The organism is Hymenobacter gelipurpurascens, assembly GCF_900187375.1.
GTDB lineage: Bacteria > Bacteroidota > Bacteroidia > Cytophagales > Hymenobacteraceae > Hymenobacter > Hymenobacter gelipurpurascens.
On record NZ_FYEW01000001.1, the window covers coordinates 2113192 to 2137351 of the forward strand.

Annotated in this window: 19 protein-coding genes; 11 read left to right on the forward strand and 8 right to left on the reverse strand. The window is 57.8% G+C overall.

The annotated features are described in order from the left end of the window. Positions 1–50 precede the first annotated feature (50 nt). The 3 genes from CFT68_RS08885 (at position 51) to CFT68_RS08895 (ending at position 3809) form a co-directional block, all read left to right on the forward strand. Positions 51–2393: a TonB-dependent receptor gene (locus tag CFT68_RS08885; protein WP_088843045.1), complete on the forward strand. Its 2343-nt coding sequence runs from the start codon at positions 51–53 to the stop codon at positions 2391–2393. Positions 2394–2427: 34 nt separating this feature from the next. Then, positions 2428–3279 carry a DUF4249 domain-containing protein gene (locus tag CFT68_RS08890; RefSeq protein ID WP_212590380.1) on the forward strand — a complete coding sequence of 284 codons (852 nt, stop codon included), beginning with the start codon at positions 2428–2430 and terminating at the stop codon, positions 3277–3279. 80 nt (positions 3280–3359) lie between these two features. Beyond that, entirely contained in the window at positions 3360–3809 is a 450-nt protein-coding gene (locus tag CFT68_RS08895; RefSeq protein WP_141106500.1) for a hypothetical protein, read from the forward strand. A gap of 91 nt (positions 3810–3900) precedes the next feature. On the opposite strand, the gene CFT68_RS08900 is transcribed toward CFT68_RS08895, so the two are convergent. The 3 genes from CFT68_RS08900 to CFT68_RS08910 all read right to left on the reverse strand — a co-directional run bounded on the left by CFT68_RS08900 (position 3901) and on the right by CFT68_RS08910 (position 8166). Then, a complete protein-coding gene (locus tag CFT68_RS08900) occupies positions 3901–4719 on the reverse strand; it encodes a purine-nucleoside phosphorylase (RefSeq protein WP_088843728.1) in 819 nt (272 codons plus the stop codon). 182 nt (positions 4720–4901) lie between these two features. Then, positions 4902–6662, reverse strand: a complete 1761-nt coding sequence (sppA, locus tag CFT68_RS08905) for a signal peptide peptidase SppA (protein ID WP_088843048.1) — start codon at positions 6660–6662, stop codon at positions 4902–4904. A gap of 256 nt (positions 6663–6918) precedes the next feature. Further along, positions 6919–8166, reverse strand: a complete 1248-nt coding sequence (locus tag CFT68_RS08910) for a replication-associated recombination protein A (protein ID WP_245815370.1) — start codon at positions 8164–8166, stop codon at positions 6919–6921. A 208-nt stretch (positions 8167–8374) separates the two neighbouring features. Between CFT68_RS08910 and CFT68_RS08915 the strand changes: the two genes are divergently transcribed. Both CFT68_RS08915 and CFT68_RS08920 read left to right on the forward strand, forming a co-directional pair. Next, positions 8375–9316, forward strand: coding sequence for a DMT family transporter (locus CFT68_RS08915; protein WP_088843050.1), 942 nt, complete (start codon positions 8375–8377; stop codon positions 9314–9316). Between the two features lie 159 nt (positions 9317–9475). Then, entirely contained in the window at positions 9476–11647 is a 2172-nt protein-coding gene (locus CFT68_RS08920) for a S9 family peptidase (RefSeq protein ID WP_245815319.1), read from the forward strand. 124 nt (positions 11648–11771) lie between these two features. Here CFT68_RS08920 and CFT68_RS08925 read toward each other — a convergent pair whose 3' ends face one another. The 4 genes from CFT68_RS08925 to lpdA form a co-directional block, all read right to left on the reverse strand. Beyond that, on the reverse strand, positions 11772–13259 hold the full coding sequence (locus CFT68_RS08925; RefSeq protein ID WP_088843051.1) for a flavin-containing monooxygenase: 1488 nt from the start codon (positions 13257–13259) through the stop codon (positions 11772–11774). Positions 13260–13425: 166 nt separating this feature from the next. Then, positions 13426–13629 (reverse strand): hypothetical protein, encoded by a 204-nt coding sequence (locus tag CFT68_RS08930; protein WP_088843052.1) that lies wholly within the window; start codon positions 13627–13629, stop codon positions 13426–13428. A gap of 301 nt (positions 13630–13930) precedes the next feature. After that, complete coding sequence (locus tag CFT68_RS08935; protein WP_088843053.1) at positions 13931–14125, reverse strand: hypothetical protein; 195 nt, start codon at positions 14123–14125, stop codon at positions 13931–13933. 362 nt (positions 14126–14487) lie between these two features. Next, positions 14488–15882 carry a dihydrolipoyl dehydrogenase gene (gene lpdA, locus CFT68_RS08940; protein WP_088843730.1) on the reverse strand — a complete coding sequence of 465 codons (1395 nt, stop codon included), beginning with the start codon at positions 15880–15882 and terminating at the stop codon, positions 14488–14490. A 234-nt stretch (positions 15883–16116) separates the two neighbouring features. On the opposite strand from lpdA, the gene CFT68_RS08945 reads away from it, so the two are divergent. After that, positions 16117–16848 (forward strand): tetratricopeptide repeat protein, encoded by a 732-nt coding sequence (locus CFT68_RS08945; protein WP_170934740.1) that lies wholly within the window; start codon positions 16117–16119, stop codon positions 16846–16848. A 304-nt stretch (positions 16849–17152) separates the two neighbouring features. On the opposite strand, the gene CFT68_RS08950 is transcribed toward CFT68_RS08945, so the two are convergent. Further along, complete coding sequence (locus CFT68_RS08950) at positions 17153–18394, reverse strand: NAD(P)/FAD-dependent oxidoreductase (protein WP_170934741.1); 1242 nt, start codon at positions 18392–18394, stop codon at positions 17153–17155. 125 nt (positions 18395–18519) lie between these two features. Here CFT68_RS08950 and fabG point away from each other — a divergent pair, with 125 nt between their 5' ends. The 5 genes from fabG to CFT68_RS08975 all read left to right on the forward strand — a co-directional run bounded on the left by fabG (position 18520) and on the right by CFT68_RS08975 (position 24132). After that, a complete protein-coding gene (gene fabG / locus CFT68_RS08955) occupies positions 18520–19269 on the forward strand; it encodes a 3-oxoacyl-[acyl-carrier-protein] reductase (RefSeq protein WP_088843064.1) in 750 nt (249 codons plus the stop codon). Positions 19270–19420: 151 nt separating this feature from the next. After that, a complete protein-coding gene (locus tag CFT68_RS08960; protein WP_088843065.1) occupies positions 19421–20089 on the forward strand; it encodes a YiiX family permuted papain-like enzyme in 669 nt (222 codons plus the stop codon). Between the two features lie 85 nt (positions 20090–20174). Continuing rightward, positions 20175–20612: an RrF2 family transcriptional regulator gene (locus CFT68_RS08965; RefSeq protein WP_088843066.1), complete on the forward strand. Its 438-nt coding sequence runs from the start codon at positions 20175–20177 to the stop codon at positions 20610–20612. Between the two features lie 49 nt (positions 20613–20661). Then, positions 20662–21870 (forward strand): NO-inducible flavohemoprotein, encoded by a 1209-nt coding sequence (hmpA, locus tag CFT68_RS08970; protein ID WP_088843069.1) that lies wholly within the window; start codon positions 20662–20664, stop codon positions 21868–21870. Between the two features lie 192 nt (positions 21871–22062). After that, a complete protein-coding gene (locus CFT68_RS08975; protein WP_245815320.1) occupies positions 22063–24132 on the forward strand; it encodes a VWA domain-containing protein in 2070 nt (689 codons plus the stop codon). Positions 24133–24160: the final 28 nt, after the last annotated feature.

Sequence of the window (24160 nt, forward strand, 5' to 3'; positions counted from 1 at the left end):
GTTTGGAAGGGGCTTTGCTTCCTTTGCAGCTCCTTCCCTACTCCGTGCCAATGCCCTTACGCTACCTGCTCCTTTCCCTGCTTCTAGGCCTGTTCCTGCTGCCGGCACCTGGCCTAGGCCAGGTACGGTACACCCTTAGCGGGTACGTGCGGGGCACCGAAACCGGTGAGGCGCTGCCCGGTGCTACTGTGGCCGTACCCGCGCTTGCGTTGGGCGCCACTACCGACGATAAAGGCTTTTACACCTTATCTGTACCGGCGGGCACCCAGCAGATTGTTGTTTCCTTTATTGGGTATCAGAACCAGACGCAGGCTCTCAACCTGACGCGTAACCAGCGGCTGAATTTTTCGCTGTTGTCGGCTAGCAATACGTTGGGCGAGGTAATAGTGGAAGGTGCGGGTACGCTGCAGGAAAAGCTCCAGACTACGCAAATGAGCGTGGAGCACCTCACCACCCGCGAGGCCAAGCTCCTGCCCGCGTTGTTTGGCGAGGTAGATCTACTCAAAACCCTACAGCTGAAGCCCGGCGTGCAGAACGGCGGCGAAGGCACCAGCGGCCTGTTCGTGCGCGGCGGCTCCGCCGACCAGAACTTATTCCTGGTAGATGAAGCGGTGGTGTACAACCCGAGCCATCTATTCGGGCTGTTTTCGGTATTTAACCCCGACGCGGTGCAAAGTGTGGACTTGTACAAGGGCGGTTTTCCGGCCCAGTATGGCGGCCGGCTTTCCTCGGTGGTAGATGTGAAGATGCGGCCCGGCAACGCGGAGAAATTCACGACCAGTGGTGGCCTAGGCCTCATTTCGTCGCGCCTGACGCTGGAAGGGCCGCTACCAAACCGGAAAGGCTCCTGGCTGGTATCGGGTAGGCGCACGTATTTCGATGTGTTCACGCGCCAGATCAACAAGTTCAACGAGGGCAAGGAAGACTACAACCCCATCCCCAATTATTACTTCTACGACCTGAATGCCAAAGGCAACTACCAGCTCGGCGCCAAGGACAACCTGTTTGTAACGGGCTATCTGGGCCACGATGTATTCGGGTTCAACTCCCTGAACGGCTTCAACTTCGACTTTAGCTGGGGCAACACAGTGGGCTCGGTGCGCTGGAACCATGTGTTTAATAAGCGGCTGTATATGAACACCACCGCTTCGTTCACGCGCTACGACTACAACATCAGCAATGGGCTGGACCAGTTCAGCTTCAACCTGACCTCGGATATTCGTGACTTCGCCTTGCGCACTGATTTCGACTATGCTTACAACGACCGGCATGCGGTGAAGTTTGGCGCCTCCGTTACAGACCACCACTTCGGCACAGGGCGGTTGAAAGCGGGCTCTACGGATGGCAGTATCAATTTCGGGTCCGATATCACCTACCGCGGTCAGGAAGCGGGCCTCTACGCATCCGACAATTTTAAAGCTTCCGATAAGCTGCAGTTGGAGTACGGCCTGCGCCTCTCGGGTTTCCAGAGCGGCTCCGACCAATATGCTGGCCTAGAGCCGCGCGCGGCGGCTCGCTACTCTCTCACGCCCAAGATTTCCCTGAAGGCCAACTACGCCCTGATGTACCAGTACGTGCATCTGGTCACGAATAGCGGCGCCTCTCTGCCCACCGATATCTGGTATCCGTCGCGGCTTTCCGTGAAGCCCCAACGCTCGCAGCAAGTGGCGGCGGGGGTGAGTTTTTTGCTGGGTGATGGGGCCTATCTGCTCACCAATGAGGCCTACTACAAGTGGGCACAGCGGCAGATCGATTTCCGGGATGGCGCGCAGCTGTTTGTGAATCCTGACCTCGATGCGGAATTCCTGTTTGGCAAGGGTTGGGCCTACGGCAACGAGGTGTATCTGGAGAAGAAAACCGGCCGCACCACTGGCTGGATAGGCTACACCCTTTCCTGGACGAAACGGCGCTTTCCGCCCCAAAACGGCACCACCGGCATCAACAACGGCAATACGTTCTACCCCAACTACGACCGCCGCCACAACCTGACGGTGGTGGTTCTGCACCAACTCTCGCCTCGCCTGAACCTGACAGGCTCCTTCGTGTTTACCTCGGGCCAGGCCACTACGCTGCCGCTAGGCCGTTTTGTGTTTCAGGATGTGTTTGGCTCAAATGCCTCGGCCGTGCCGGTGTATCCGCAGCGCAACACCTACCGTTTGGCTCCTTACAACCGCCTGGACTTGGGCTTGGTGTATAAGCTGCGCCCCTTGCGCCAAGGCGGCGAATCGGACCTCACGTTCAGCGTATACAACGCCTACAACCGCCGCAACCCCTACTTTGTATACTTCGACCAGGTGAAGGACAAGGAAACCGACCAGGTATTGAACTACCGCGCCCGCCAGGTTTCGCTCTTTCCCGTCATTCCCTCGGTGACGTACAATTTCAAGTTTTAATCACGGATTCAGACGGATGCTGAGGATGACACGGATGCAGGAAAGCCCAGGTTTACAGAAAGGCTGGAGCATTTTCGCCGCGGCCAGTGGCCTAGTGGGCAGTTTGCTGTTGGCGGGCTGTGGCCTGCAAAAGGATATTGACGTGGAGTTGCCGGCGTATCCGCCGCAGCTGGTAGTAGAGGGATACCTGGAAAATAACCGTATCCCACGCATTTCCGTGACGCAAAGTGTGCCCTATCTGGCAGCGCCTACGCCCGAAATTCCGAAGGATGTGAAAGTGGTGCTTACGCTGCCCAACGGCCGCCGCGACACGCTCTCGTTTGCGCCGGCTATCAACCTCTCCACCAACAAAGGCTACACCCACACGGGCCGCACCCGCCTCGTAGCACGCCCCGGCGACACTTTCAAGCTAGAGGCCTACGACAAGCAGGGGCGCCGCGTAACGGGCACGGCCACCATGCCGCCCACCGTACCGCTCGATACCGTGGAGTGGAAATTCAATGACCTGAGCCCTGCCCAGCGCAAGGCCTACGTGCTGGCCCGCTTTCAGGACCCCGCCGCCACCACCGATTTCTACCGTTTTCAGGTACACCGAAGCACTGTCGCGTCAGATCCGGAAGTGGAGTACACGCCCGATGACCGGCTCACGAATGGACAGGCCATTACCTTGGGCACCTCCTACCAGTTTGAGCCTTCGGATACCTTATTCGTGACGCTGTATCACCTGGACCGGCCCTACTACCAATTTCTGCAGTCGGTGCAGGATGCGCGTAACTCCAACGGCAACCCGTTTGCGCAGCCATCGGCCATCAAAAGCACCGTGGAAGGTGGCCTAGGCGTATTCACTATCCTCAACTACCAGCGCCAGCGTATTATCCTTAAATAGCAGGGTTTATTTGGAGCCATACAACCTTCTGGAGTTGGATCGGCTCTTGTGAGTATCCATTCAACTTCTACCTATTTGTTATGTCTCGGATTTCTCCTCTCCTAGTGCTGTTGCTTGTGCTGTTTACCGGCCTTGTCAGTAGCTGTAGCTTAATCGACAGGCCAGACTGCGGGTGCGTCCCGCCGCCCCGGCAGCCGGTTACCACGGCCTCCCTCACCAGCACCGATACGTGGTATTTGCAAGAAGCTACCGTGTCCGGAAAAACCACCAAAACGGCCGACCTCAAGGACCGCTATAGTATGCATTTTGGCACCACGGGCACTTACACCCAAACGCTCCTCGCCGACGGCACTACTTACGAAGGAACCTGGATGCTAATGGGCACCGATAACCGGACGCTGCATTTGGCAGATCATAAAGGCGAAGCGCAGGAGTACACGGTAGAAGGCGCCGGCCCCGAGTCGCTGGTGTATGGCCGCATGGGCAAAACCGGACAGTACGACTATTTCGCCTTCAGCCCCAAACCGTAAGGCCCGATTAAACGCAAAAGACCGCCTTTCTGAATATGGGAGGCGGTCTTTTTTTATGAAATAGGTTCGGGCTATGTGGCCTAGGCCAGTGCTAGAGCTTTTCCAGCACCCGCCGGAACAAGGCCGTCAGGCGTGGTTCGGCTACGGCAGCGCACCGCAGGATATCGGCCAGTTCTACCCGCTTTAGCTTGCCGGGCGAGGCCAGATCAGTAATGACGGACACGGCCAGCACGGGCAGGCTCATTTGCACGGCGGCAATAACCTCGGGTGTGGTGCTCATGCCCACAGCATCGGCCCCAATGGTGCGCAGGTAACGGTACTCAGCGGGCGTTTCCAGCATAGGACCCGATAGGCTGGCATACACGCCGCGCCGCATGTACTGGCCTAGGCCTAGTTCCTGGGCGGCTTCCTCGGCTATCTGGAGCAGGCCCAGGTCGTAGGGCTCCATCATGTCAGGAAAGCGTGGGCCCAGTTCCTCGAAGTTCTGGCCGATGAGCGGGTTGGTCGGCTGCAGGTTGAGGTGGTCCTCAATCAGCATCAGATCGGAGTACTCGAAGTTAGGATCGAGGCCACCGGCAGCGTTGCTCACGAACAGCTTCTGAATCCCGAGCAGCTTCATGACGCGCACCGGAAATACCACCTGCTGCATGGTGTAGCCCTCGTAGTAATGGAAGCGGCCGTGCATCACCAATACTCGCTTGCCCGCTAGGGTTCCGGCCAGCAGCTCGCCGGCGTGGCTTTCTACCGTAGAAACCGGGAAGTGCGGAATATCGGCGTAAGAAAACGTGTGGAGCACTTCCACATCCTTCACCAGGGCACCTAGGCCAGTGCCGAGGATAATGCCTACTTCGGGCTGAAAATCTTGGAGGGTTTGGCGGAGAAAATCGGCGGCTTCGCGGAGTTGCTGCATGCTGGTAGCTATTTGAAAGCGCAAGGTACTACTTCATTCAGAGCTCGGCAGGGAAAAGCGTTTGGGCTGCTAGGCCAGTTGTGCACTGACCTGGGCTACAGGCTAGCTTTGCGGCTGCCTTACCGCGAAACAAAAAGGGCTGCCGGCACACTGCCGGCAGCCCTTTTTGTAGGAAGTGATGCTTACTGAATGTTCATCTCAAAGGGAATGCGGGCTTGTACGCCTTTCATTTCCGAGAGAGTTTTGTACTGCTCGTACATGGGGTACAGCGGGCCCATTTCCTGCTTCACAAGAGTCAGGCGGGCTTCCTCGCTGAAGCTGCTGAACACGGCTTCGGCGAAGGACTTCTGGCGGGGCAGCTTCTGAATGCGGTAGTCGCCGTCCTTCAACTTGGCGCGGCGGGCCGCAATGCGCAGCGCGTCGTCAAACGAGCCTAACACATCTACCAGGCCACGGGCCTTGGCTTCCGAGCCTGACCACACGCGGCCCGAGGCCAGGCGGCGCAGACGCTCCACGGGCATATGGCGGCCAGCAGCGGCTTTTGTGGTAAAGTCGGCGTAGATGCGGTTGATTTCGTTCTGGAACTGGCTTTGCTCGAAGGGTGTGAGGGCGCGCGTGATGGTCGGGAAGTCGGAGAACTTGCCCGTGGTCACGCGGTCCGTCGTCACGCCGAGTTTCTCGCGCAGCATGGGCTCAATGTTCGGCAACACGCCAAACACCCCAATGCTGCCCGTAATGGTGGTGGGGTGAGCCACAATCGTGTCGCAGCCCATGGCAATGAAGTAGCCGCCGCTGGCCGCCACATCCGACATGCTGGCAATGACGGGCTTCACTTTCTTGGTCAGCATCACCTCGCGGTAAATGATGTCGGAAGCCAGCGAAGAACCGCCGGGCGAGTTCACGCGCAGCACTACCGCCTTCACTTTATCATCGAGGCGAGCTTTGCGGATGGCCTCGGCGAAGCGCGTGCTGCCAATGCTGCTGTTGCCGCCCTTGCCCGTTACAATATCGCCTTCCGCATAAATGACGGCAATGCGGTTGCCGCTGGTTACGTCGTCGTCCTTATCGTCGGCCTTGGAATAGTCGCTCAGGTTAATCAGGCTGAGCTTTTTGTCTTTCGCCAGACCCAGCTTGCCCTTCATGTAGTCGGTGGCCTGGTCGTAGTAGCCCAGGTTTGTCACGAGGCCGAGGCGCTTGGCATCATCAGCATTGTGCACCAGCATCGAGTCGGAAATGACTTTCAGGCGGGCCGGAGCCAGCTTGCGCGCCGTCGATACATCGGCGAGCATGGCGTTGTTGATGGAGTTGAGGAACGACGACGTCTGTAGTCGCGCCGAATCCGACATGTTGGTGCGGAAATACGGCTCTACAGCACTCTTGAACGAGCCCACCCGGAAAATCTGCGCCTGCACGCCCAGCTTATCAAACAGGTTTTTGTAGTACATGGTCTCGGAGCTGAGGCCGTTGAACTCCAGCGTGCCCTGGGGGTTCAGGTACAACTTATCGGCCACGGAAGCCAGGTAGTAGCTTTTTTCCGACTGCGCATCGGTGTACGACACCAAAAACTTGCCCGACTTTTTGAATTCGAGCAGCTCGTGGCGCACTTCTTCCAGAGAAGCCATGCCGCCCTGCACCAGCTCCAGGTTCAGGAAAATACCCTTGATGTCGTCGTCGTTTTTGGCGCGGCGGATGCTGGCCTTCAACTCGTCCAGTCCAATGCTGCTGTTTTGCCCGCCGGTAAAGCCCGAAAACGGGTTGTCAAATTCCCGTTCGGCAATGGGCTTATCCAGGGTAAGCTCCAGCACCGAGTTGCTGGCCACGGTCACTTCCTTATCTGAGGAGGCCAGGCCTACAATCAGCCCAATCATTAGCAGGAAGCCTATCAAAGCAAAAAGTATCAGCCCGGTGAAGGTGGCCAGTACGTATTTAAAAAATTGTCTCATCGCAAAAAGTAAAAAAGCGCGTTTGGTCTCTTAACAAATGTAGAGGCTTTTAAAGCGCCTCGCCGGGTATTCAACCAACCGGCGTGTTTGTGGCCTAAACGAGGTGAAATAGCCCGTTTGTGAAGTGTGCAATCGATAAACTAAATAAGCACCTCATCCTTGGTCTAGCGTCCGCACGCCAGATGCTTCAACTGCGCTCAGCATGGCAGTATTTTGGTTTACCACACACCCCCTAGGCCACCTCATCATTTCACCGCTAGTACCCGTACTTCTCGCCCCAAAGGTGGCGCAGGCGTTCCTGGGCTTTAGTTTCGGCGGGGTTGTGGCCAGGATGGTAGAACACGCGGCCGCTGAGTTGCTCGGGCATAAACTCCTGGTAGGCGAAGTTGCCCTCGTAGTCGTGGGAGTACATGTACTGGTCGCCGTAGCCTAGCTCCTCCATGAGCTTGGTGGGCGCGTTGCGGAGCGCAATAGGCACGGGCTGCACGCCTTGCTGCCGCACCAAGGCCCGCGCCTCCCGGATGGCTTTGTAGCTGGCGTTGCTCTTAGGCGAGGTGGCGAGGTATACCACCGTCTGGCCCAGAATAATATCCGACTCCGGCATGCCAATAACCGTAACGGCCTGGAAGCAGCTTTGCGCCAGAATAAGCGCATTGGGGTTAGCCAAACCTACATCTTCGGAAGCCAGAATGAGCAGACGGCGGGCAATGAACTTCACATCTTCGCCGCCTTCCAGCATCACGGCCAGGTAGTACAGCGCCGCATTGGGGTCGGAGCCTCGGATGCTCTTGATGAAGGCCGAAATGACATCGTAGTGCATTTCGCCGCCTTTGTCGTAGCGGGCGAGGTGCTGCTGGGCCAGCTGCTGCACGCCTTCGTTGGTGATGACGATTTCGCCGGTTTTGGGGTCGGGCCGGCTGGCTTCCACCACAATATCCAGCAGGTTAAGGAGCTTGCGCGCATCACCACCGGATATCATGAGCAGGGCGCCATAGTCGGCTACGCGCACCTTTTTCTGCTTCAAAATTTCGTCCTCGGCCAGCGCTTTGTCTACTAGGCCAGTCAAGACTTCCTTGCTGAGCGGCTCCAGCACATATACCTGCGCCCGGCTTAGTACGGCCGGAATCACCTCAAACGAGGGGTTCTCGGTGGTGGCCCCAATCAGCGTGACAATCCCCTGCTCCACTGCTCCCAGCAGCGCATCCTGCTGCGACTTGCTGAAGCGGTGAATTTCATCAATGAAGAGCACCGTGCCACGCTGGCGCTTGGCTTTCTCGATTACTTCGCGCACATCTTTTACGCCCGCATTCACGGCGCTCAGGGAGGCGAAAGGCTGGCCTAGCTCCTGGGCCAGCAGGTTGGCGAGCGTAGTTTTGCCCACGCCCGGCGGGCCCCACAGAATCAGGCTGGGCAGGCGGCCCGCTGCCAGATAGCGCCGCAGCACGCCTTCGGGCCCGATGAGGTGCTTTTGCCCGGCGTATTCATCCAGGGTGCGTGGGCGCATGCGCTCGGCCAGCGGCGCACCCGGCCGAGGCACGTAGGCCTGTGGCTGTGAGGAAGGTGTTGGGTCAGAATCGAAAAGAGAGCCGGTTGACATAGCGAGGGGAAGTGTAGGGCAAAGGTAGCGTAGGCCGGGGGTGGGGTCTACTGCAGAAAATCGTTTTACGAAACGCGAAGCAGAAGCAACCCACGGGGAGCTACCTTTACTGGGAATGAAAAATGCTATACGAGTTCACGCGGCCTTGTTTGTGGTGTCCCTGATTTATGCGGCCAACTACAGCATTTCCAAGGATGTGATGCCGCGCTACATGGGGCCGTTTGGGCTGGTTTTGCTGCGAATTGTGGGGGCGGCGCTGTTCTTTGGCATCGTGAGCCGCATCGTGGCACCCCACGACCGTATTGCGGGCCGCGCCGATAATCTGCGGGCCATTGCGTGTGGCCTGCTGGGCATTGGCCTGAACCAGCTGCTGTTCTTCTCAGGCCTTAACCTCACCTCACCCATCAATGCTTCGCTTATCCAAACTGTGGCGCCCATCGTGACGGTATTAGCCTCGGTGGTGCTGCTGGGCGAGCGGCTGACGCTGCCGCGATTGTTAGGGATAGGCCTAGCGGGCGTAGGGGCAGCGCTTATTATACTAGGCCGGGGCCACGGAGCCACCGCCGCGCCGGGCCAGGACACGATGCTCGGTAACTTGTATATCCTGCTCAATGCCACGGCGTTTGGCGTGTACCTGGTGATTGTGATGCCCCTGATGCGCAAATACCACCCATTTACGGTGCTGGCGCGCATATTTCTGGTGGGCGCGGTGCTGGCGGTGCCGGCCGGCTGGCAGCAAGTGCAGGCGCCCGATTATGCCAGCTTCCCGCCCGGCATTTGGGCCGCCATTGTGTACATGGTAGTGTGCCTGACGATTATGGCCTACCTGCTGAACAACTGGGCACTGAAATACGCCTCGCCTTCCCTGCTGGGGGCTTACATCTACCTGCAGCCGGCGCTGGCAGTGCTTATCGCCGTGAGCCTGGGTAAAGACACGCTTACCACAGCCAAGGCACTGCAGGCTCTGCTGATTTTCGGGGGTGTATTTCTGGTCAGCCGGAAGCCTAAAACCCAGCTCGCGGCAGAAGCCATACCGCTGGAAGCCGTGCAGGATTAGTGGCCTAGCTGACCCTTGCGCTTGCGAATGAACGGGTTTGCTGACTAGCTTACGCTTGTTTAGTGCCGCCTTGCAACGGTAGGCCACTCTTGGTGTCTTAAGAGGCACACCCTGGTTTTCTACACCCTTCTACTTCCCATTTCCCCCTTCCCTTTTTACATGCTACAACACACAGTACGCCGTCTCGGAATGGTCGCCTTCCTGCTGCTGGCCGGAACCGCCACCGTGCAGGCACAAGTTGGCCCCGGCACGCAGTGGACCAAAGATGGCTACGGCTACATGAGCACGAAGAACGACGAAATCGTGCAGCTCGACGCCCGCGACCCCAGCAAGTCCGTCACGCTCATCAGCAAAGCTCAGCTGACGCCCGTAGGCCAGTCGGCACCGCTGAAGGTGCGGCGCTTTGCCTTCTCCGACAACGGCCGTCAGGTGCTGCTCAATACCAACACTAAGAAAGTATGGCGCTACGATACGCGCGGCGACTACTGGGTGTACAACCTCGATGGCAACAAGCTGACGCAGTTGGGCAAAGGTCGCCCGGAGTCGTCGCTGATGTTCGCCAAATTCTCGCCCGATGGCAGCAAGGTGGCCTACGTGAGCGAGCACAACCTCTATGTAGAAAACCTGGCCGACAACACCATCACGCCACTCACTACGGATGGCACCACAGGCCTCATCAATGGCACCTTCGATTGGGTGTATGAAGAAGAGCTGGATTGCCGCGACGGTTTCCGCTGGAGCCCCGATGGCCAGAAACTGGCCTACTGGCAGCTCGACGCCACCAAGACGCGCAACTACCTGATGCTGAACACTACGGATGCGCTGTACCCATTCACAGTGCCCGTGGAGTACCCCGTAGTAGGCGAAGACCCCAGCCGCTGCCGCATTGGCGTAGTGCCGGTCGCGGGCGGTGCTACCAAGTGGATGGATGTGCCCGGCGACGCTGTGCAGCACTACATTCCGCGCATGGAGTGGGCCGGCGCCAACGAGCTGATTCTGCAGCAGCTGAACCGGCGGCAGAACGAGAGCAAGCTGATGTTGGCTACTGCCGCTACCGGTGCTGTACGCCCCGTTTACAGCGAAACCGACAAGGCCTGGATTGACGCTAAAGACGGTGCCGTGGGCTGGAACTGGATTGATGGTGGCAAGAGTTTCGTGTGGTCGAGCGAAAAAGATGGCTGGCGCCACCTCTACAACGTAGACCGCAAAGGCAAAGCCACGCTCCTGACCAAAGGCGACTACGACGTTATCAGCCTGGAAAATATCAACGAGAAGGAAGGCAAGATTTACTTCATGGCCTCCCCCACCAATGCCACCCAGACCTACCTGTATCAGGTGCCGCTGAAGGGCGGCAAGGCCGTACGCGTGACGCCTCAGAACCTGGCCGGCTCGCACAGCTACGATGTTTCGCCTAACGGCAAGATTGCCTTGCACAACTACTCCAGCGCAGCCGTGTACCCTGTTTCTGACGTCGTATCGTTGCCCGCGCACCAGCGCCTCAACGGCGGCGAAACGCCTGAGCAAGCCAAGAGCATGAAGATGCCCAAGGTGGAATTCTTCCAGGTGAAAACCGCCGATGGCGTGACGCTGGATGGCTGGATGATAAAGCCCAACAACTTCGACCCCGCCAAGAAATACCCCATTGTGTTCTATGTGTACGGCGAGCCAGCCAGCCAGACGGTTACGGACCGCTTCGGCACGGGCTTCAACCGCCTCTACCAGGGCAACATGGCCGAGGATGGCTACATCTACGCCTCTCTGGAAAACCGAGGTGCTCCGGCGCCGCGCGGCCGCGAGTTCCGCAAGGCCATCTACCACAACATCGGCAGCCTCAACATCCGCGACCAGGCCATGGGCGCGAAGGAAGTCCTGAAAAACAGCTTCGTAGATACCAGCCGCGTGGCGGTGTGGGGCTGGAGCGGCGGTGGCTCTTCTACCCTCAGCCTGCTGTTCCAATACCCCCAGATCTATAAAACGGGCATCTCCATTGCGGCCGTCGACAACCAGCTCAACTACGACAACATCTACCAGGAGCGCTACATGGGTCTCGTGCCCGAAGACAAGCACTACTTCGTGGATAACTCGCCGCTGGCCCACGCCAAAAACCTGCGCGGCAACCTGCTGCTCATCCACGGCACCGGCGACGACAACGTGCACTACAACAACGCCGAGCAGATGATTAATGAGCTGGTGAAAAACAACAAAACCTTCCAGCTGATGGCCTACCCCAACCGGACCCATGGCATCTCGGAAGGCGAAGGCACCAGCCGCCATTTGGCCGCCACCTACACCAAGTTCCTGAAGGAAAACTGCCCTCCCGGCGCCCGATAGGCCTAGCAAGTAAGAGAGCATACGAGAAGAGGCCTAGCAAATCTGCTAGGCCTCTTTTGTTTACCCCAGCTGTTATTCCGAGGGGAGCCGGCTCCGGCAATGAGGGCTACCCGGTCTTTTAGTTTCAAGGCTGCTGTCCTTTGCGGCCAAAGTGCAGCACCCCATCGGCAATGCGGCCGTAGCGAATAGTCAGCAAATCCTGCAGGTAGTTCTGGTACACCTGCCAGGGGCGGCGGGAGCCCTGTTTCGGTAGTACCTGCTGCGCGCGCTGCACGTATCCGGAAGTGAAGTTGAGGAAGGGCTCCGGCGTTACGCCCTCCTGCCGGCGGGGCACGGCAATATCTATCTTGCGGCGGTCCATGTAGCGGAGCAGTCGGCACACGAAGCCCGCGGTAAGGTCGGCCTTAAGGGTCCAGGAGGCGTTGGTGTACCCGAAGGCCATGGCGAAGTTGGGCACGTCGCTGAGCATCATGCCTTTGTAGGCAAGGGCCTCATTAGACTCTACGGGGCGGCCGTCGATGTTCAGCTTCATACCGCCAAGCAGCTTGATTTTCAAGCCCGTAGCCAGCACTACTAGCTCGGCGGGCAGTTTCTGGCCCGACTTGAGTTGTAGGCCAGTAGCCGTGAAGCGCTCAATCTCATCGGTCACAACGGTAGCCTGCCCCGTTCGTAGCGCCCGAAACAAGTCGCCGTCGGGCACCACGCACACCCGTTGGTCCCAGGGTTTGTAGCGCGGCGTGAAATGCGTGGCCACATCATACTCAGGGCCCAGCTGCCGCTTGGCCAGATGCACAATCTGTTTCTTGGCCAGCTCCGGCTTCTGGCGCGCCACCCGATACAGAATGATGCTTTCCAGTACGTTTTTCCAGCGGGTGGCCCAGTAGGCCAGTCGGGCCGGTAGATACCGGCGCAGCTTGGCCGCAATAGCATCCTCTGAGGGCCTGGAAACCACATACGAAGGGGAGCGCTGGAGCATGGTAATGTGTGCCGCCGTTTTGGCCATGGCTGGTACCAGCGTTACGGCCGTAGCACCGCTGCCCACCACCACCACGCGCTTGTTGGTGTAGTCTAGCCCCTCAGGCCAGAACTGCGGAAGTACTACGGTGCCCTGGTAAACCTCCTCGTCTGGGAAATGAGGGCGGTAGGCCTCTTCATAGCTGTAGTAGCCGCTGCACACATACAGAAACCGGGCACTAAGGCTACGGTGCTCTCCCGTGGCCATCACCTTCACTCCTACCGTCCAGCAGGCCTTCTGGCTCGACCACGCGGCACTGACTACCTGATGACCGAAACGAATATGCTGGACAATGCCATTTTCCTGGGCCGTCTCCTCAATGTAGCTCCGAATGGCAGGCCCGTCGGCAATGGCTTTGGGATTCTTCCAGGGCTTGAATCCATAGCCCAGGGTGTACATGTCGGAGTCGGACCGAATACCAGGATACCGAAACAGGTCCCAGGTCCCTCCCACTGCCTCTCGCGCTTCCAGAATGGCGTAGCGCTTGCTGGGGCAGCGCTTTTGCAGGGCGGCGGCAGCCCCAATCCCGGATAAGCCGGCCCCAACAATCAGAACATCTAGAAGCGGTTCCTGAGTTGGGAGGTGAGTAGATGACATAGCAGGGTGGCCTCGGGTTTCAGTGGAATCAAGTGTACGAACACACGCTCTTCCAAAAGTATTCGGCCCCGATTTTTTTCCAGTTTTCCTCTAGTTGCGAGGGATTTTACGGCCATTTCCTAGTCGCAAGTGTGGTTCTACTGGCCTACAGGCGACGTCTGCCTTGTTAGGGCTGCGAAGGTGATTCGCGCAGAATGCACACATCCTGCCAGCTCAGCTCTCCGGCCACGTAACGGCGGTAAAGCTGCGCTACGTAGCCGCTAGCCTTTTTATATAAACCAGGATGCGTTTTCTGCATCTGCGCCAGCACATAGGCACGTTGCTCAGGCGTTTGTGCGGCGGGGCCATATTTCGTATAGTTGTTCTCCATGAGCAAACCAGCTAGGCCTGCAAAGTGCGCATATTCGGGTCACTTGTCGAGGAAAAACACCCCGCATTTGTGACACCGGATTTCTCTGCAAAACCAGGCGCAAACTCTGGAGCGCAGCTGCGGATGGCTGCTGGCTGCCTACGAGAAATGCACTCAATTTGCCGATAAAGACGTTTTTTCACGTCAGAGCCCTTAGCCAGTGTTAGTGTTTACCGGCTATCAGCTACCCGTTTATATCACTCGTTTTTTCGCTCAAGAGATGATTCAATTATCTACGGCTAGGCCACTTCCGGAACCGAAACTATTCTGACTTATCCAGGCGGCTGGCAAACTTCCAGATCATCATTATGCCTGCTACGGCTTGCACAGCTAGGCCTATTATCACGAGCACATCGGCGCCCGCCATCTGATTCATTTTGAGCAGCCCGGCCAGAACCACTATGACGATTCCTGCTAATAAGGCCAGAAATAGCGCACGGTAGGAAATAGATGCCATCAGAGTATGGAGTTAGAAAGACTATAGGCCACTACGACTTATTGTCTAGCCGGGAGAAAAACTTCAGCATAATCAACAAAGGGCTGACTACCATCAGCAATAGGCCTAGCAGCCGCAAGTACATGGACCACGCAAAGGAGGGAGAAGTAGGAAACGAGTTAACACTTAGAAATATACTCCCAACTTGTAATACCAGACCAGCCACAAATACCAAGAATAAGGTCACGAAAGAAGGCAGCCATTTCATAATCTGGAAGGATACAGTGAGATAATGTATTTGAAGTTTACAAGCGCAATAACGCAAAAGCGCCCCGTTCCACAATCCGGAACGAGGCGCTTTCTTTCTGGTTACCCGACGTGGCCTAGAGGTGAATTACCTCGCCGTAAGCGGCGGCGGCGGCTTCCATAATGGCTTCCGACATGGTGGGGTGCGGGTGAACCGATTTAATGATTTCGTGGCCGGTAGTTTCGAGCTTGCGCGCTACCACTACTTCCGCAATCATTTCGGTTACGTTGGCGCCAATCATGTGGGCACCAAGCCACTCACCGTACTTCTTGTCGAAAATCACTTTCACGAAGCCATCCTTCACGCCGCCTGCGGAGGCTTTGCCGGAGGCCGAGAAGGGGAATTTGCCTACTAAAATATCGTAGCCTTGCTTTTTGGCTTCGGCTTCGGTGAGGCCTACCGAGGCAATTTCCGGTGAGGCGTAGGTGCAGCCGGGAATGTTCTGGTAGTTAAGCGGCTCAGGGTGATGACCGGCAATTTTCTCCACGCAAATGATGCCTTCAGCAGAGGCTACGTGTGCCAGCGCGGGGCCGGGCACGATGTCGCCGATGGCGTAGATACCAGGAACGTTGGTCTGGTAGTAGTCGTCCACGATGATGCGGCCTTTCTCTACTTTAATGCCCAGTTCTTCGAGGCCAATGTTTTCGAGGTTGGTTACCACGCCCGCCGCGCTCAGCACTACGTCGCAGGCAATCTGCTGGTCGCCTTTGGCGGTTTTGATGGTTACGTTGCAGCCTTCGCCGCTGGTGTCCACGGCCGTTACCTCAGCCGAGGTCAGCACGTTTACGCCGATTTTCTTGAAGGATTTCTCCATCTGGCGCGATACTTCCTCGTCCTCTACGGGCACGATGCGGGGCAGGTACTCTACTACCGTTACCTCGGCACCCATGGTGCGGTAGAAGTAGGCGAATTCCACGCCGATAGCGCCGGAACCGACCACCACCATGCGCTTAGGCATCTGGGGCAGCACCATGGCCTGGCGGTAACCGATAATTTTCTTGCCATCAATCGGCAGAGCAGGCAGCTCGCGCGAGCGGGCACCCGTGGCCAGAATGATGGATTTGGCTTCTACCGTTTCTTTCGAGCCGTCAGCTTTCGTCACCTCCACCTTGCCAGCGGCCAGCAGTTTGCCGGTGCCCATGATGGCGTCAATCTTGTTCTTTTTGAACAGGAAGTTGATGCCTTTGCTCATGCCATCGGCCACCCCGCGGCTGCGCTGAATTACGGCATTAAAATCGTAGCCTACGCCATCGGCCTTCAGACCGTAGTCGCCGGCGTGGCTGAGGTATTCAAATACCTGGGCGCTCTTGAGCAGGGCTTTGGTGGGGATACAGCCCCAGTTGAGGCAAATCCCGCCGAGCGACTCGCGCTCTACCACGCCTACTTTCAGACCAAGCTGCGAAGCCCGGATAGCGGCTACGTAGCCGCCTGGGCCGCTGCCGACAACGACCAGGTCGTATTGCAATGCCATATTGTTCAGGTTGAAGGTTTGAAAGGAAAACACCACGCTGTTCCTATGGTTTGGGCGCGGCCCGGCAAAGATAGGGACGCTGCGCAACTACACACCCTCCTGTTTACATCTGCTACTGGCCTAGAGGCACAAAATTGTGGTCGAGTGCTCAGCCTTTGCTCTGCGCCCCTCGTACAAGGGCCCGTACATACCAGAGAATCTGTTTCTCAGGCTCTTCTCACGCTGCCACTTCCCATGAAATCAACTATACTTCCGTTACTGGCTGTTGCCACCTTGCTCTTTACTACGGAGTGCGCCCGCACTACCGAAACCGAGCGCCCCGTTACCTCCGCCGTCCGCAATGCCGGCCGCGAAGCCGACATTGCCCGTGCCGCTGATTCCACCAGCGCTACGGCCAACCTAACTGCCCCGACTGCTGTGCCCGAGGCGCCGGCCAGCGTAGAGGCGGCAGCCCGCAAAACAAACACCGATTACAAAGCGGAAATCAGGACGGCTGATGCGGTGCTCAAAAGCACGCCTCGCAACTTCGATGCCCTCCTGACCCGGGCCAAAGCCAAGAGCCACCTCAAGGATTATGCGGATGCTATTGTCGACTACAATGCCGCTATCCGTCTGAAGCCCACCAACGCCGAAGCCTACTACAACCGCGGCCTCAACCGCCTCAAACTGAAGCAATACACGCCCGCCATCAGTGACTTCACCAAAACCATCAAGTACAACCCGCAGGATAAAGAGGCCTACTTCGGCCGGGGAGCTGCCAAAATGCAGATGTTCAACTTCAAGAGCGCCATCCCTGATTTCACGAAAGCCATAGCCCTCGACGACAAATACGCTGATGCCTATGAGTACCGCGGCATTAGCTACTCGTCTATCAACAAGCCAAACGAAGCCAAAGCTGACCTGGAAAAAGCCACTCAGCTCAACCCCGAAGCCGCCAAAAGTCTGCGCCGCTACGCAGGCAAGTAGTGAGAAGGTGAGGAACTTGTGAAAAGTGAAATGGTGAGTTAATGTTCTTGTAACCTAGACAGGCCTAGAACGTGTCATTGCGAGGAGGAAGGACGAAGCAATCCTTCCTCCACCGTTGCACTAACTGCTGCATTCAAAAGACCTTACTTCCATAGCGGACGTAAGGTCTTTTCAGTTTCATCGGAAATGCTGCGTGCGACGAGGAAAGATTGCTTCGCTCCGCTCGCAATGACAGGCCCAGTGGCGTCGCTAGGCCACTCACACATCAACTCACTATTTCACTTTTCACAAGTTCACCACTTCACTACTTCCCCATCAGGAGCTTGACGTAGAAGCTGGGCTGGCGGAGTCTCTCTCGTAGGTCCAAGTCCAGGAACATATTGCTGATGGTTTCTGCCAGGGTGGGGTTGTTGGCGGCGCGGTTGGCAATGAAGTTGAACAGCCAGGGGTAATTCAGCAGGCGCTGCATGCCGCGGCTCAGGCGCAGCTCCTGCCACAAGCGGTTGTACACGGCGCCATCGTAGCCTTTGAGGAAATCCGGCGTGAAGTTCTGCTCAGCCAATGCCCTGCCAGCCCAGTCAGCTGCGTGGCGCCCCGATACCATGGCGTGGCTGATGCCTTCACCGGAAAATGGGTCGATGAGGGAGCCCGCATCGCCGAGTAGCAGGTAGCCAGGGCCGGAGAGTGGCCTACGCTTAGAACCCAGCGGCAACCCGAAGCCGCGCACCGGGCCTAGGCGCTCTGCTGTGGCAAAACGGTCTTTGAGAGCCGGATGTGTGTGAAGTATTTCTTCCAGCCGCTCACGCAGCTTCACCTTCTTTTTCGATACGGCTTCTGTGAGCATGCCTACGCCTACGTTGGCCTCGCCGTTGGGCAGCGGGAACACCCAGAGGTAGCCCGGCAGAAAGTCCTTGATAAAGTGCAGCTCAATAAAATTGTCGGGGTGTAGGCCAGTCACGCCGCGGTAGTAGGCGCGCAGGCCCGCGCAATGGTGGGCCGGTTCCAGCTCGTGGCCCCCAATCTGCCGGGCAAAGCTCGACTGCGCCCCGTTGGCTACCAGCAGCAGCTTGGCCGTGGCAAGTTCCTCACCAGACTGGCCTAGCAGGCGCCAGCGTCCATCGGGCAGTTGCTCATGGCGGGCTACATCTACATTTTCGCGGAAGTCGATTTCGGGTCGGCGGCGTACTTCTTCGATGAGGAAATTATCAAAGTCGATGCGCTTGCTTATGTGTCCGGCCGAGCGGTCGAGGGCCGGGTTGTAGTTGGGCTTAAAGGGCACTGCCAGGCGGCGGCCATTGGGGGCGTAGAAATCGATGCCCCAGCTGGGCAGCTGGCTTGGCTCGGCGGCCAGCTTTTCCGGCAGCGTCTCCCCTATCCGGCGCAGCTCATTGATGACTTTACCACTGAGTGCGTCGCCACACACTTTGTCGCGGGGGAAGGTGGCACGGTCGAGGAGCAGGCAGCGGTGTCCGGCGTTGGCGAGGTGTAGCGCCGCCGTAGCGCCGCCAGGGCCAGCCCCCAGAATGCAGATATCGATTTCAGGCATAAGAACACCAACAGGTAGTTGGTGGAGTATCATTCGGGTTCGGAAGTCAGCGCGAAGCTCGCCAACTATAAGATGGCGGCACGATTTCGTGCAAGCTACTACTGCTATTACTTACCTTCGCCTTCATGACAAAACTGCTCGACGGAAAAGTGGCCCTGATTACGGGTGCTTCCAAAGGAATCGGCCGCGCTATAGCGGTGTATTTCGCCCAACAGGGCGCTCAGGTGGCCTTCACCTACCTCTCCAGCGTAGAAAAAGGCCAGCAGCTGGAGCAAGAGCTGGCTGCGCACGGCTCGAAAGTAAAAGGCTTCCGCTCCGACGCTTCCATCTACGCTGAAGCTGAAAAGCTAGTGGAAGATGTGGTAACCGAGTTCGGCAAGCTGGATATACTGGTGAACAACGCCGGCATCACGCAAGATGGCCTACTCATGCGCATGAGTGAACAGCAGTGGGACCAGGTAATTGCCGTGAACCTGAAATCCGTTTTCAACCTGACCAAAGCCGCCACCAAACCTATGATGCGCGCCAAAGCCGGCAGCATCATCAACATGACCTCGGTGGTCGGCATTAAAGGCAACGCGGGCCAAGCGAACTACGCGGCTTCCAAAGCCGGTATCATCGGCTTCACGAAGTCGGTGGCGCTGGAGCTGGGCTCGCGCAACATCCGTTGCAACGCAATTGCTCCCGGCTTCATCGAGACGGAAATGACCGACGCCCTCGACCCCAAGCAGGTAGATGAGTGGCGCAAAGTCATTCCGCTGCGCCGTGGCGGCACCCCCGACGACGTAGCCAAAGCCACTGCCTTCCTCGCCTCCGACGACAGCAGCTACATTAGCGGCCAAGTGCTGCAGGTAGACGGCGGCATGCTGACCTAGGCCAGTCGTCCGGTTAACTGGAAAAAAGAACGTCATGCTGAGCGGAGTCGAAGCATCTCTACCGGAGCTAATCAAATGAAGTTAGCACTGCGGTAGAGATGCTTCGACTCCGCTCAGCATGGCGTTCTTTTATTACTGATTTTCTGAACCTATGCGTACTTACCTGCTGCCCGTTCTTTTGCTTATCGTCGCTTCCCTAGTGGCCTACCCGCGCCTGCACCGACAGCTTGCGCGCTACCAGCAGACGCAGACCGCACAAGCATCTGTAGCTCGCATTGCGCCAAAACTGCACAACGGCGACCTAATCTTCCAGACGTCGCAATCGGCGCAAAGCAAAGCGATACAGCTGGCCACGCACTCGCCGTACAGCCACTGTGGCATTCTGTTCCAGAAGAATGGCGAGTGGCGCGTTTTTGAAGCAGTGCAGCCCGTGAGCGAAACCTCCTTGACTGCCTGGGCAGCGCGCGGTAAGGATGGCAAAGTGGTGGTAAAGCGCCTGCGCGATGCCAAAACTGTACTGACACCCGCGACCCTGCAGCGCCTGAAAGCCGCCGGCGAGCAGTACCGTGGTAAGAATTATGACCTATACTTTGGCTGGTCCGATGACCGGATCTACTGCTCGGAGCTGCTCTGGAAGATGTACCAGCAAGCCACCGGCCGCGAAATCGGGAAGCTCCAGACGCTGCGGGAGTTTGATCTAGGCCACCCTGCGGTGCGGGCCAAACTGCAGGAGCGCTACGGCAAACGCATTCCACTGAATGAAAAGGTTATTTCGCCTGTGCAGATGTTTGAAAGCCAGGAACTGGTCACAGTGCAGTAAGCGCCTGACTGGCCTACGCAACCTATACCGGATAAATTTGTCCGAAATAAAAATCAGCCTTACCTTTGTATCAAATACAGCAAGTATGTTTTCCAAGGCGTGTGAATACGGCATTAGGGCAGCGATTTACATCGGGCAGCAGTCGAAAGACTTTGGGCGCCGTGTGGGTCTGAAGGATATTGCCGCCGAAATCGACTCGCCGGAAGCCTTCACGGCCAAAGTACTGCAGCAACTGGTGCGTGAGCAGCTTGTCACGTCGGTGAAGGGCCCCACCGGCGGCTTCGAACTGACTGCTGAGCAGTTGCGCACTGTCACGCTCAAGCAAATTGTACTTGCCATCGACGGCCCTGACATGCTGCAGGGGTGCGCGCTAGGCCTGCGCCAGTGCTCGGCCAAGCAGCCCTGCCCCATGCACTACCAGTTTCTCCCCATTCGCGACCAGCTGAACGAGCTGCTGCGCACTCACACCGTGGGGGAGCTGGCGGGCAAAATGCACGAGGGCCTTAGCTTTTTGAAACAGTAGCTTTTTTTGTTTTAATACCGGACAAAATTGTCCTTTACTAGATTGTTGCATGAATTCTGAGCAAAAGCAACTTGTTACGGCCACGGTGCCGACTCTACGTGAGCATGGTGTGGCCCTGACCACGCATTTCTACCGCCGCATGTTCGAGCACAACCCAGAGTTGAAGAACGTCTTCAACATGGGAAATCAGCAGAACGGCAAGCAGCAAATGGCGCTGGCCATGGCGGTACTGGCCTACGCCGAGCATATCGACAACCCCTCGGTGCTGACGCACGCCGTAACCAAAATCGGCCACAAGCACGTCAGCCTCGACATTCGACCGGAGCACTACGCCATTGTGGGCCGGCACCTGATTGCCTCCATTGGCGAGGTGTTGGGCGAAGCCGCTACTCCTGACCTGCTCAATGCCTGGGCCACGGCTTACCAGGAGCTGGCCGACCTTATGAGTGGCCTAGAGAGTGGCCTATACCGCGATGCCGTGGCGCAGGAAGGCGGCTGGACTGGCTGGCGGCCGTTCACGGTAAAGCGGAAAGTGGAAGAGTCGGCGGAAATCACTTCCTTCTACCTCTACCCTACTGATGGAGGCAAGGTGGCCACGTTCCTGCCGGGCCAGTACGTGAGCCTGCGCCTATTCCTGCCCGAGCTGAACCTGTTTCAGCCGCGCCAGTACAGCCTTTCCAGCGCTCCTAACCAGGAATATTACCGCATTTCGGTGAAGAAGGAAGCTGGCAGCCAGCACCCCGATGGCCTGATCAGCAACCGCCTGCACCAACATGTGCAGGAAGGCGACCTGGTGGAACTGGCCTCGCCAGCCGGCGACTTCACCCTGGATACTAGCCGGCAGACGCCGGTGGTGTTTGTGAGTGGCGGCGTGGGCCAGACGCCCCTGCTGAGCATGCTGGAACACTTGGTAGAAACCGGCAGCAACCGCGAAATTGTGTGGGTGCACGGCAGCCGCAATACCAAAGTGCACGCCTTCCGCGAGCCGGTAGCCAAACTGACCGCCCACCACAGCAACGTGCAGAAGCACATCTTCTACGATCAGCTGGAACCCAATCTGGCCGTGGTAGAAGGCCATTACGAGGGCATCGTGGACCTGCAGAAGCTCAATGGCGGCTCGTTGCTACGCGAAGCTGACTACTACGTGTGTGGCCCAGCTCCCTTCATTCGTAAGCAAATGAAGGACCTGGCTGCCCTAGGCGTATCGCGCGAGGCCATCCACTTTGAGGAGTTTGGGCCCGCTACACTGACCGCCTAAGTCAGGAGGTTGGCAGAAGCCTACAGGCCGCCCAGCGTTAGTTCACTTATTGAACTGACGCTGGGCGGCCTGTAGGCTTAAGCACATTGCAGCAAGGATGCAAATCAGACTACCTTCGCGCTGTCCTCGACCCCACGCAACCAACCCGCATCAAACGGGGTTCTTTGGTGCAGTTGCTATACCATTCTGCCTTTGTTACTATCTGCTTCTCCCTGGTTTATCCTGTTGTGCCTGGCCGTGGGCGCGGGCTATGCAGCCCTACTTTACTCGGCGAAGGCGCCCTGGAGCCGGGCCGTTAATTATGCGCTGGCGTTTGTCCGGTTTGCCGTAGTGAGCTTCCTATGCTTCCTGCTGCTCTCGCCTTTTATCCGGACGACCACTACCACCACCGAAGCGCCTACGGTGGTGCTGGCCGTTGATAACTCGCAGTCCGTAGGCCTGTTTACACCGCCGACGGTGCTCAGCCAAACGACCCAGGGCCTGCAGAAGCTCGCCGAAGCCTTGCGTGGCAAGGGCTTTCGGGTGGAAACCCGTGTGCTGGATGCTGCTAGGCCAGTCAGCCCCGATTCGGTGCAGTTCAAAGCAGCCGCTACGGATATCGATAATCTGCTCACGTCCGTGCGGGAGGGCTACGAGGGCCGTAACCTGGCCGGCGTGGTGCTGGCCTCCGATGGCCTCGTGAACCAAGGCCGTGCCCCCCAATACACCGACTACAACTTCCCGATTTACAGCCTGGGCCTCGGCGACACCATCGCCAAAAAGGACCTCAGCCTGCCGTTGCTTACCTACAACCGCGTGGCCTTCAGCGGCAATCAGTTCCCGCTAGAGGCCGAAGTAGCCTACGATGGATTTGGCGGCCAAGTAGCTACCGTGGCGCTGCGCGAAAACGGCCGCGTGCTGCAAACCAAGCGCGTGAACCTGCCGGCCGGGCAGCGGCGCATTAAAACCACTTTCCTCATCACGGCCCCTGCGCCCGGTAAGCGTCGCTACGAAGTGGTCATCAATAAGCAAGCCGGCGAGTTCACGGACCTCAACAACGCCAAATTTGCCTACATCGAGATTGTGAAGGGCAAGCTGCGGGTGCTGCTGGCGGGCGCTGCCCCACACCCCGATTTGAAAGCGTTGCGGGCCGCCATCATTGAAAACGACAACTTCGACCTGACCACCTACCTGCCCGGCATTGCGCCGCTGAAAGGCCAGGACTATGACGTAGCTATTCTGCATCAGCTGCCTTCCCAAGGTGGCCTAGGCCAGGAGGTACTGAACCTGGTGCGTACGCGCCGAATGCCAGCGCTCTATATCCTGGGGGCACAGTCGGATTTTGGGGCTTACAATGCCCTGAGCACGGGACTCACGGTGCAGCCACGCGGCCAGCAAACCGACGACGTAACGCCAACCCCGAACCCTACTTTTTCGCGCTTTACGTTTGAGGAAGACGCCTTACGCCGCTTTACCGCGTATCCGCCGGCGCCGGTGCCGTTTGGGGAGGTGCGGCTGGGTGGTGGGGCTGAGGCCGCGCTTTGGCAGCAGGTGGGTCGTGTGAAAACCCGCAAGCCTCTGCTGGTTTTCGGTGGCACGCCGGCCCAGCGCCAGGCCACGTTGCTCACCGATGGCAGCTGGCAGTGGCGACTGCAGGAAGCCGTGGAGCACGACGACCGCCCCGAGGCCTACGACCGGCTCATCATCCGGACGCTGCAGCTGCTCACCCAAAACGCCAACAAGAAGCGCCTCGATGTGTATCCGACCCAAGATGCCTTCTCTTCTCAGGATGACGTAACCTTTGGAGCGGAAACCTATAATGCCATTTTTGAGCGCATCTACAGTCAGCAAATCACGCTCACGCTTACTGACGAGCAGCAGAAAAACCGCACGTTCACCTTTACCAACACTGAAGATGGCGCGCCCCTGCACCTAGGCCAGTTGCCGGGCGGGCTGTACCGCTACTTGGCCCGCGCCACTCTCAGCGGCCAGGCCCAGCAAGACCGCGGCGAAGTACTGGTGCAGGATCAGCAGCTGGAGGCACTGCAGTCGCGCGCCGACCATAACCTGCTGTATCAGCTGGCGCGCCGCAGCGGGCAGCGGCTCTATTATCCATCGCAGTTTGAGCAGCTCACGCAGGATATCCAGAAGGCCAACTACAAGCCCATTATTTATGAACAGGAAGATCTGAAGGATCTTATCAACCTCAAATGGCTGTTCTTTATCCTGCTAGGCCTACTGACCTTTGAGTGGGCCACCCGCAAATATTCCGGTGGTTTATAAGGCTGATTTCTCACCTGTCCATACTAAA

What these genes read in the sequence shown, in the direction of transcription:
- CFT68_RS08885 (WP_088843045.1), top strand. Translation starts at nt 51, where the DNA reads ATGCCCTTACGCTACCTGCTCCTTTCCCTGCTTCTAGGCCTGTTCCTG.
- CFT68_RS08890 (WP_212590380.1), top strand. Translation starts at nt 2,428, where the DNA reads ATGCAGGAAAGCCCAGGTTTACAGAAAGGCTGGAGCATTTTCGCCGCG.
- CFT68_RS08895 (WP_141106500.1), top strand. Translation starts at nt 3,360, where the DNA reads ATGTCTCGGATTTCTCCTCTCCTAGTGCTGTTGCTTGTGCTGTTTACC.
- CFT68_RS08900 (WP_088843728.1), bottom strand. Translation starts at nt 4,719, where the DNA reads ATGCAGCAACTCCGCGAAGCCGCCGATTTTCTCCGCCAAACCCTCCAA.
- sppA (WP_088843048.1), bottom strand. Translation starts at nt 6,662, where the DNA reads ATGAGACAATTTTTTAAATACGTACTGGCCACCTTCACCGGGCTGATA.
- CFT68_RS08910 (WP_245815370.1), bottom strand. Translation starts at nt 8,166, where the DNA reads ATGCGCCCACGCACCCTGGATGAATACGCCGGGCAAAAGCACCTCATC.
- CFT68_RS08915 (WP_088843050.1), top strand. Translation starts at nt 8,375, where the DNA reads ATGAAAAATGCTATACGAGTTCACGCGGCCTTGTTTGTGGTGTCCCTG.
- CFT68_RS08920 (WP_245815319.1), top strand. Translation starts at nt 9,476, where the DNA reads ATGCTACAACACACAGTACGCCGTCTCGGAATGGTCGCCTTCCTGCTG.
- CFT68_RS08925 (WP_088843051.1), bottom strand. Translation starts at nt 13,259, where the DNA reads ATGTCATCTACTCACCTCCCAACTCAGGAACCGCTTCTAGATGTTCTG.
- CFT68_RS08930 (WP_088843052.1), bottom strand. Translation starts at nt 13,629, where the DNA reads ATGGAGAACAACTATACGAAATATGGCCCCGCCGCACAAACGCCTGAG.
- CFT68_RS08935 (WP_088843053.1), bottom strand. Translation starts at nt 14,125, where the DNA reads ATGGCATCTATTTCCTACCGTGCGCTATTTCTGGCCTTATTAGCAGGA.
- lpdA (WP_088843730.1), bottom strand. Translation starts at nt 15,882, where the DNA reads ATGGCATTGCAATACGACCTGGTCGTTGTCGGCAGCGGCCCAGGCGGC.
- CFT68_RS08945 (WP_170934740.1), top strand. Translation starts at nt 16,117, where the DNA reads ATGAAATCAACTATACTTCCGTTACTGGCTGTTGCCACCTTGCTCTTT.
- CFT68_RS08950 (WP_170934741.1), bottom strand. Translation starts at nt 18,394, where the DNA reads ATGCCTGAAATCGATATCTGCATTCTGGGGGCTGGCCCTGGCGGCGCT.
- fabG (WP_088843064.1), top strand. Translation starts at nt 18,520, where the DNA reads ATGACAAAACTGCTCGACGGAAAAGTGGCCCTGATTACGGGTGCTTCC.
- CFT68_RS08960 (WP_088843065.1), top strand. Translation starts at nt 19,421, where the DNA reads ATGCGTACTTACCTGCTGCCCGTTCTTTTGCTTATCGTCGCTTCCCTA.
- CFT68_RS08965 (WP_088843066.1), top strand. Translation starts at nt 20,175, where the DNA reads ATGTTTTCCAAGGCGTGTGAATACGGCATTAGGGCAGCGATTTACATC.
- hmpA (WP_088843069.1), top strand. Translation starts at nt 20,662, where the DNA reads ATGAATTCTGAGCAAAAGCAACTTGTTACGGCCACGGTGCCGACTCTA.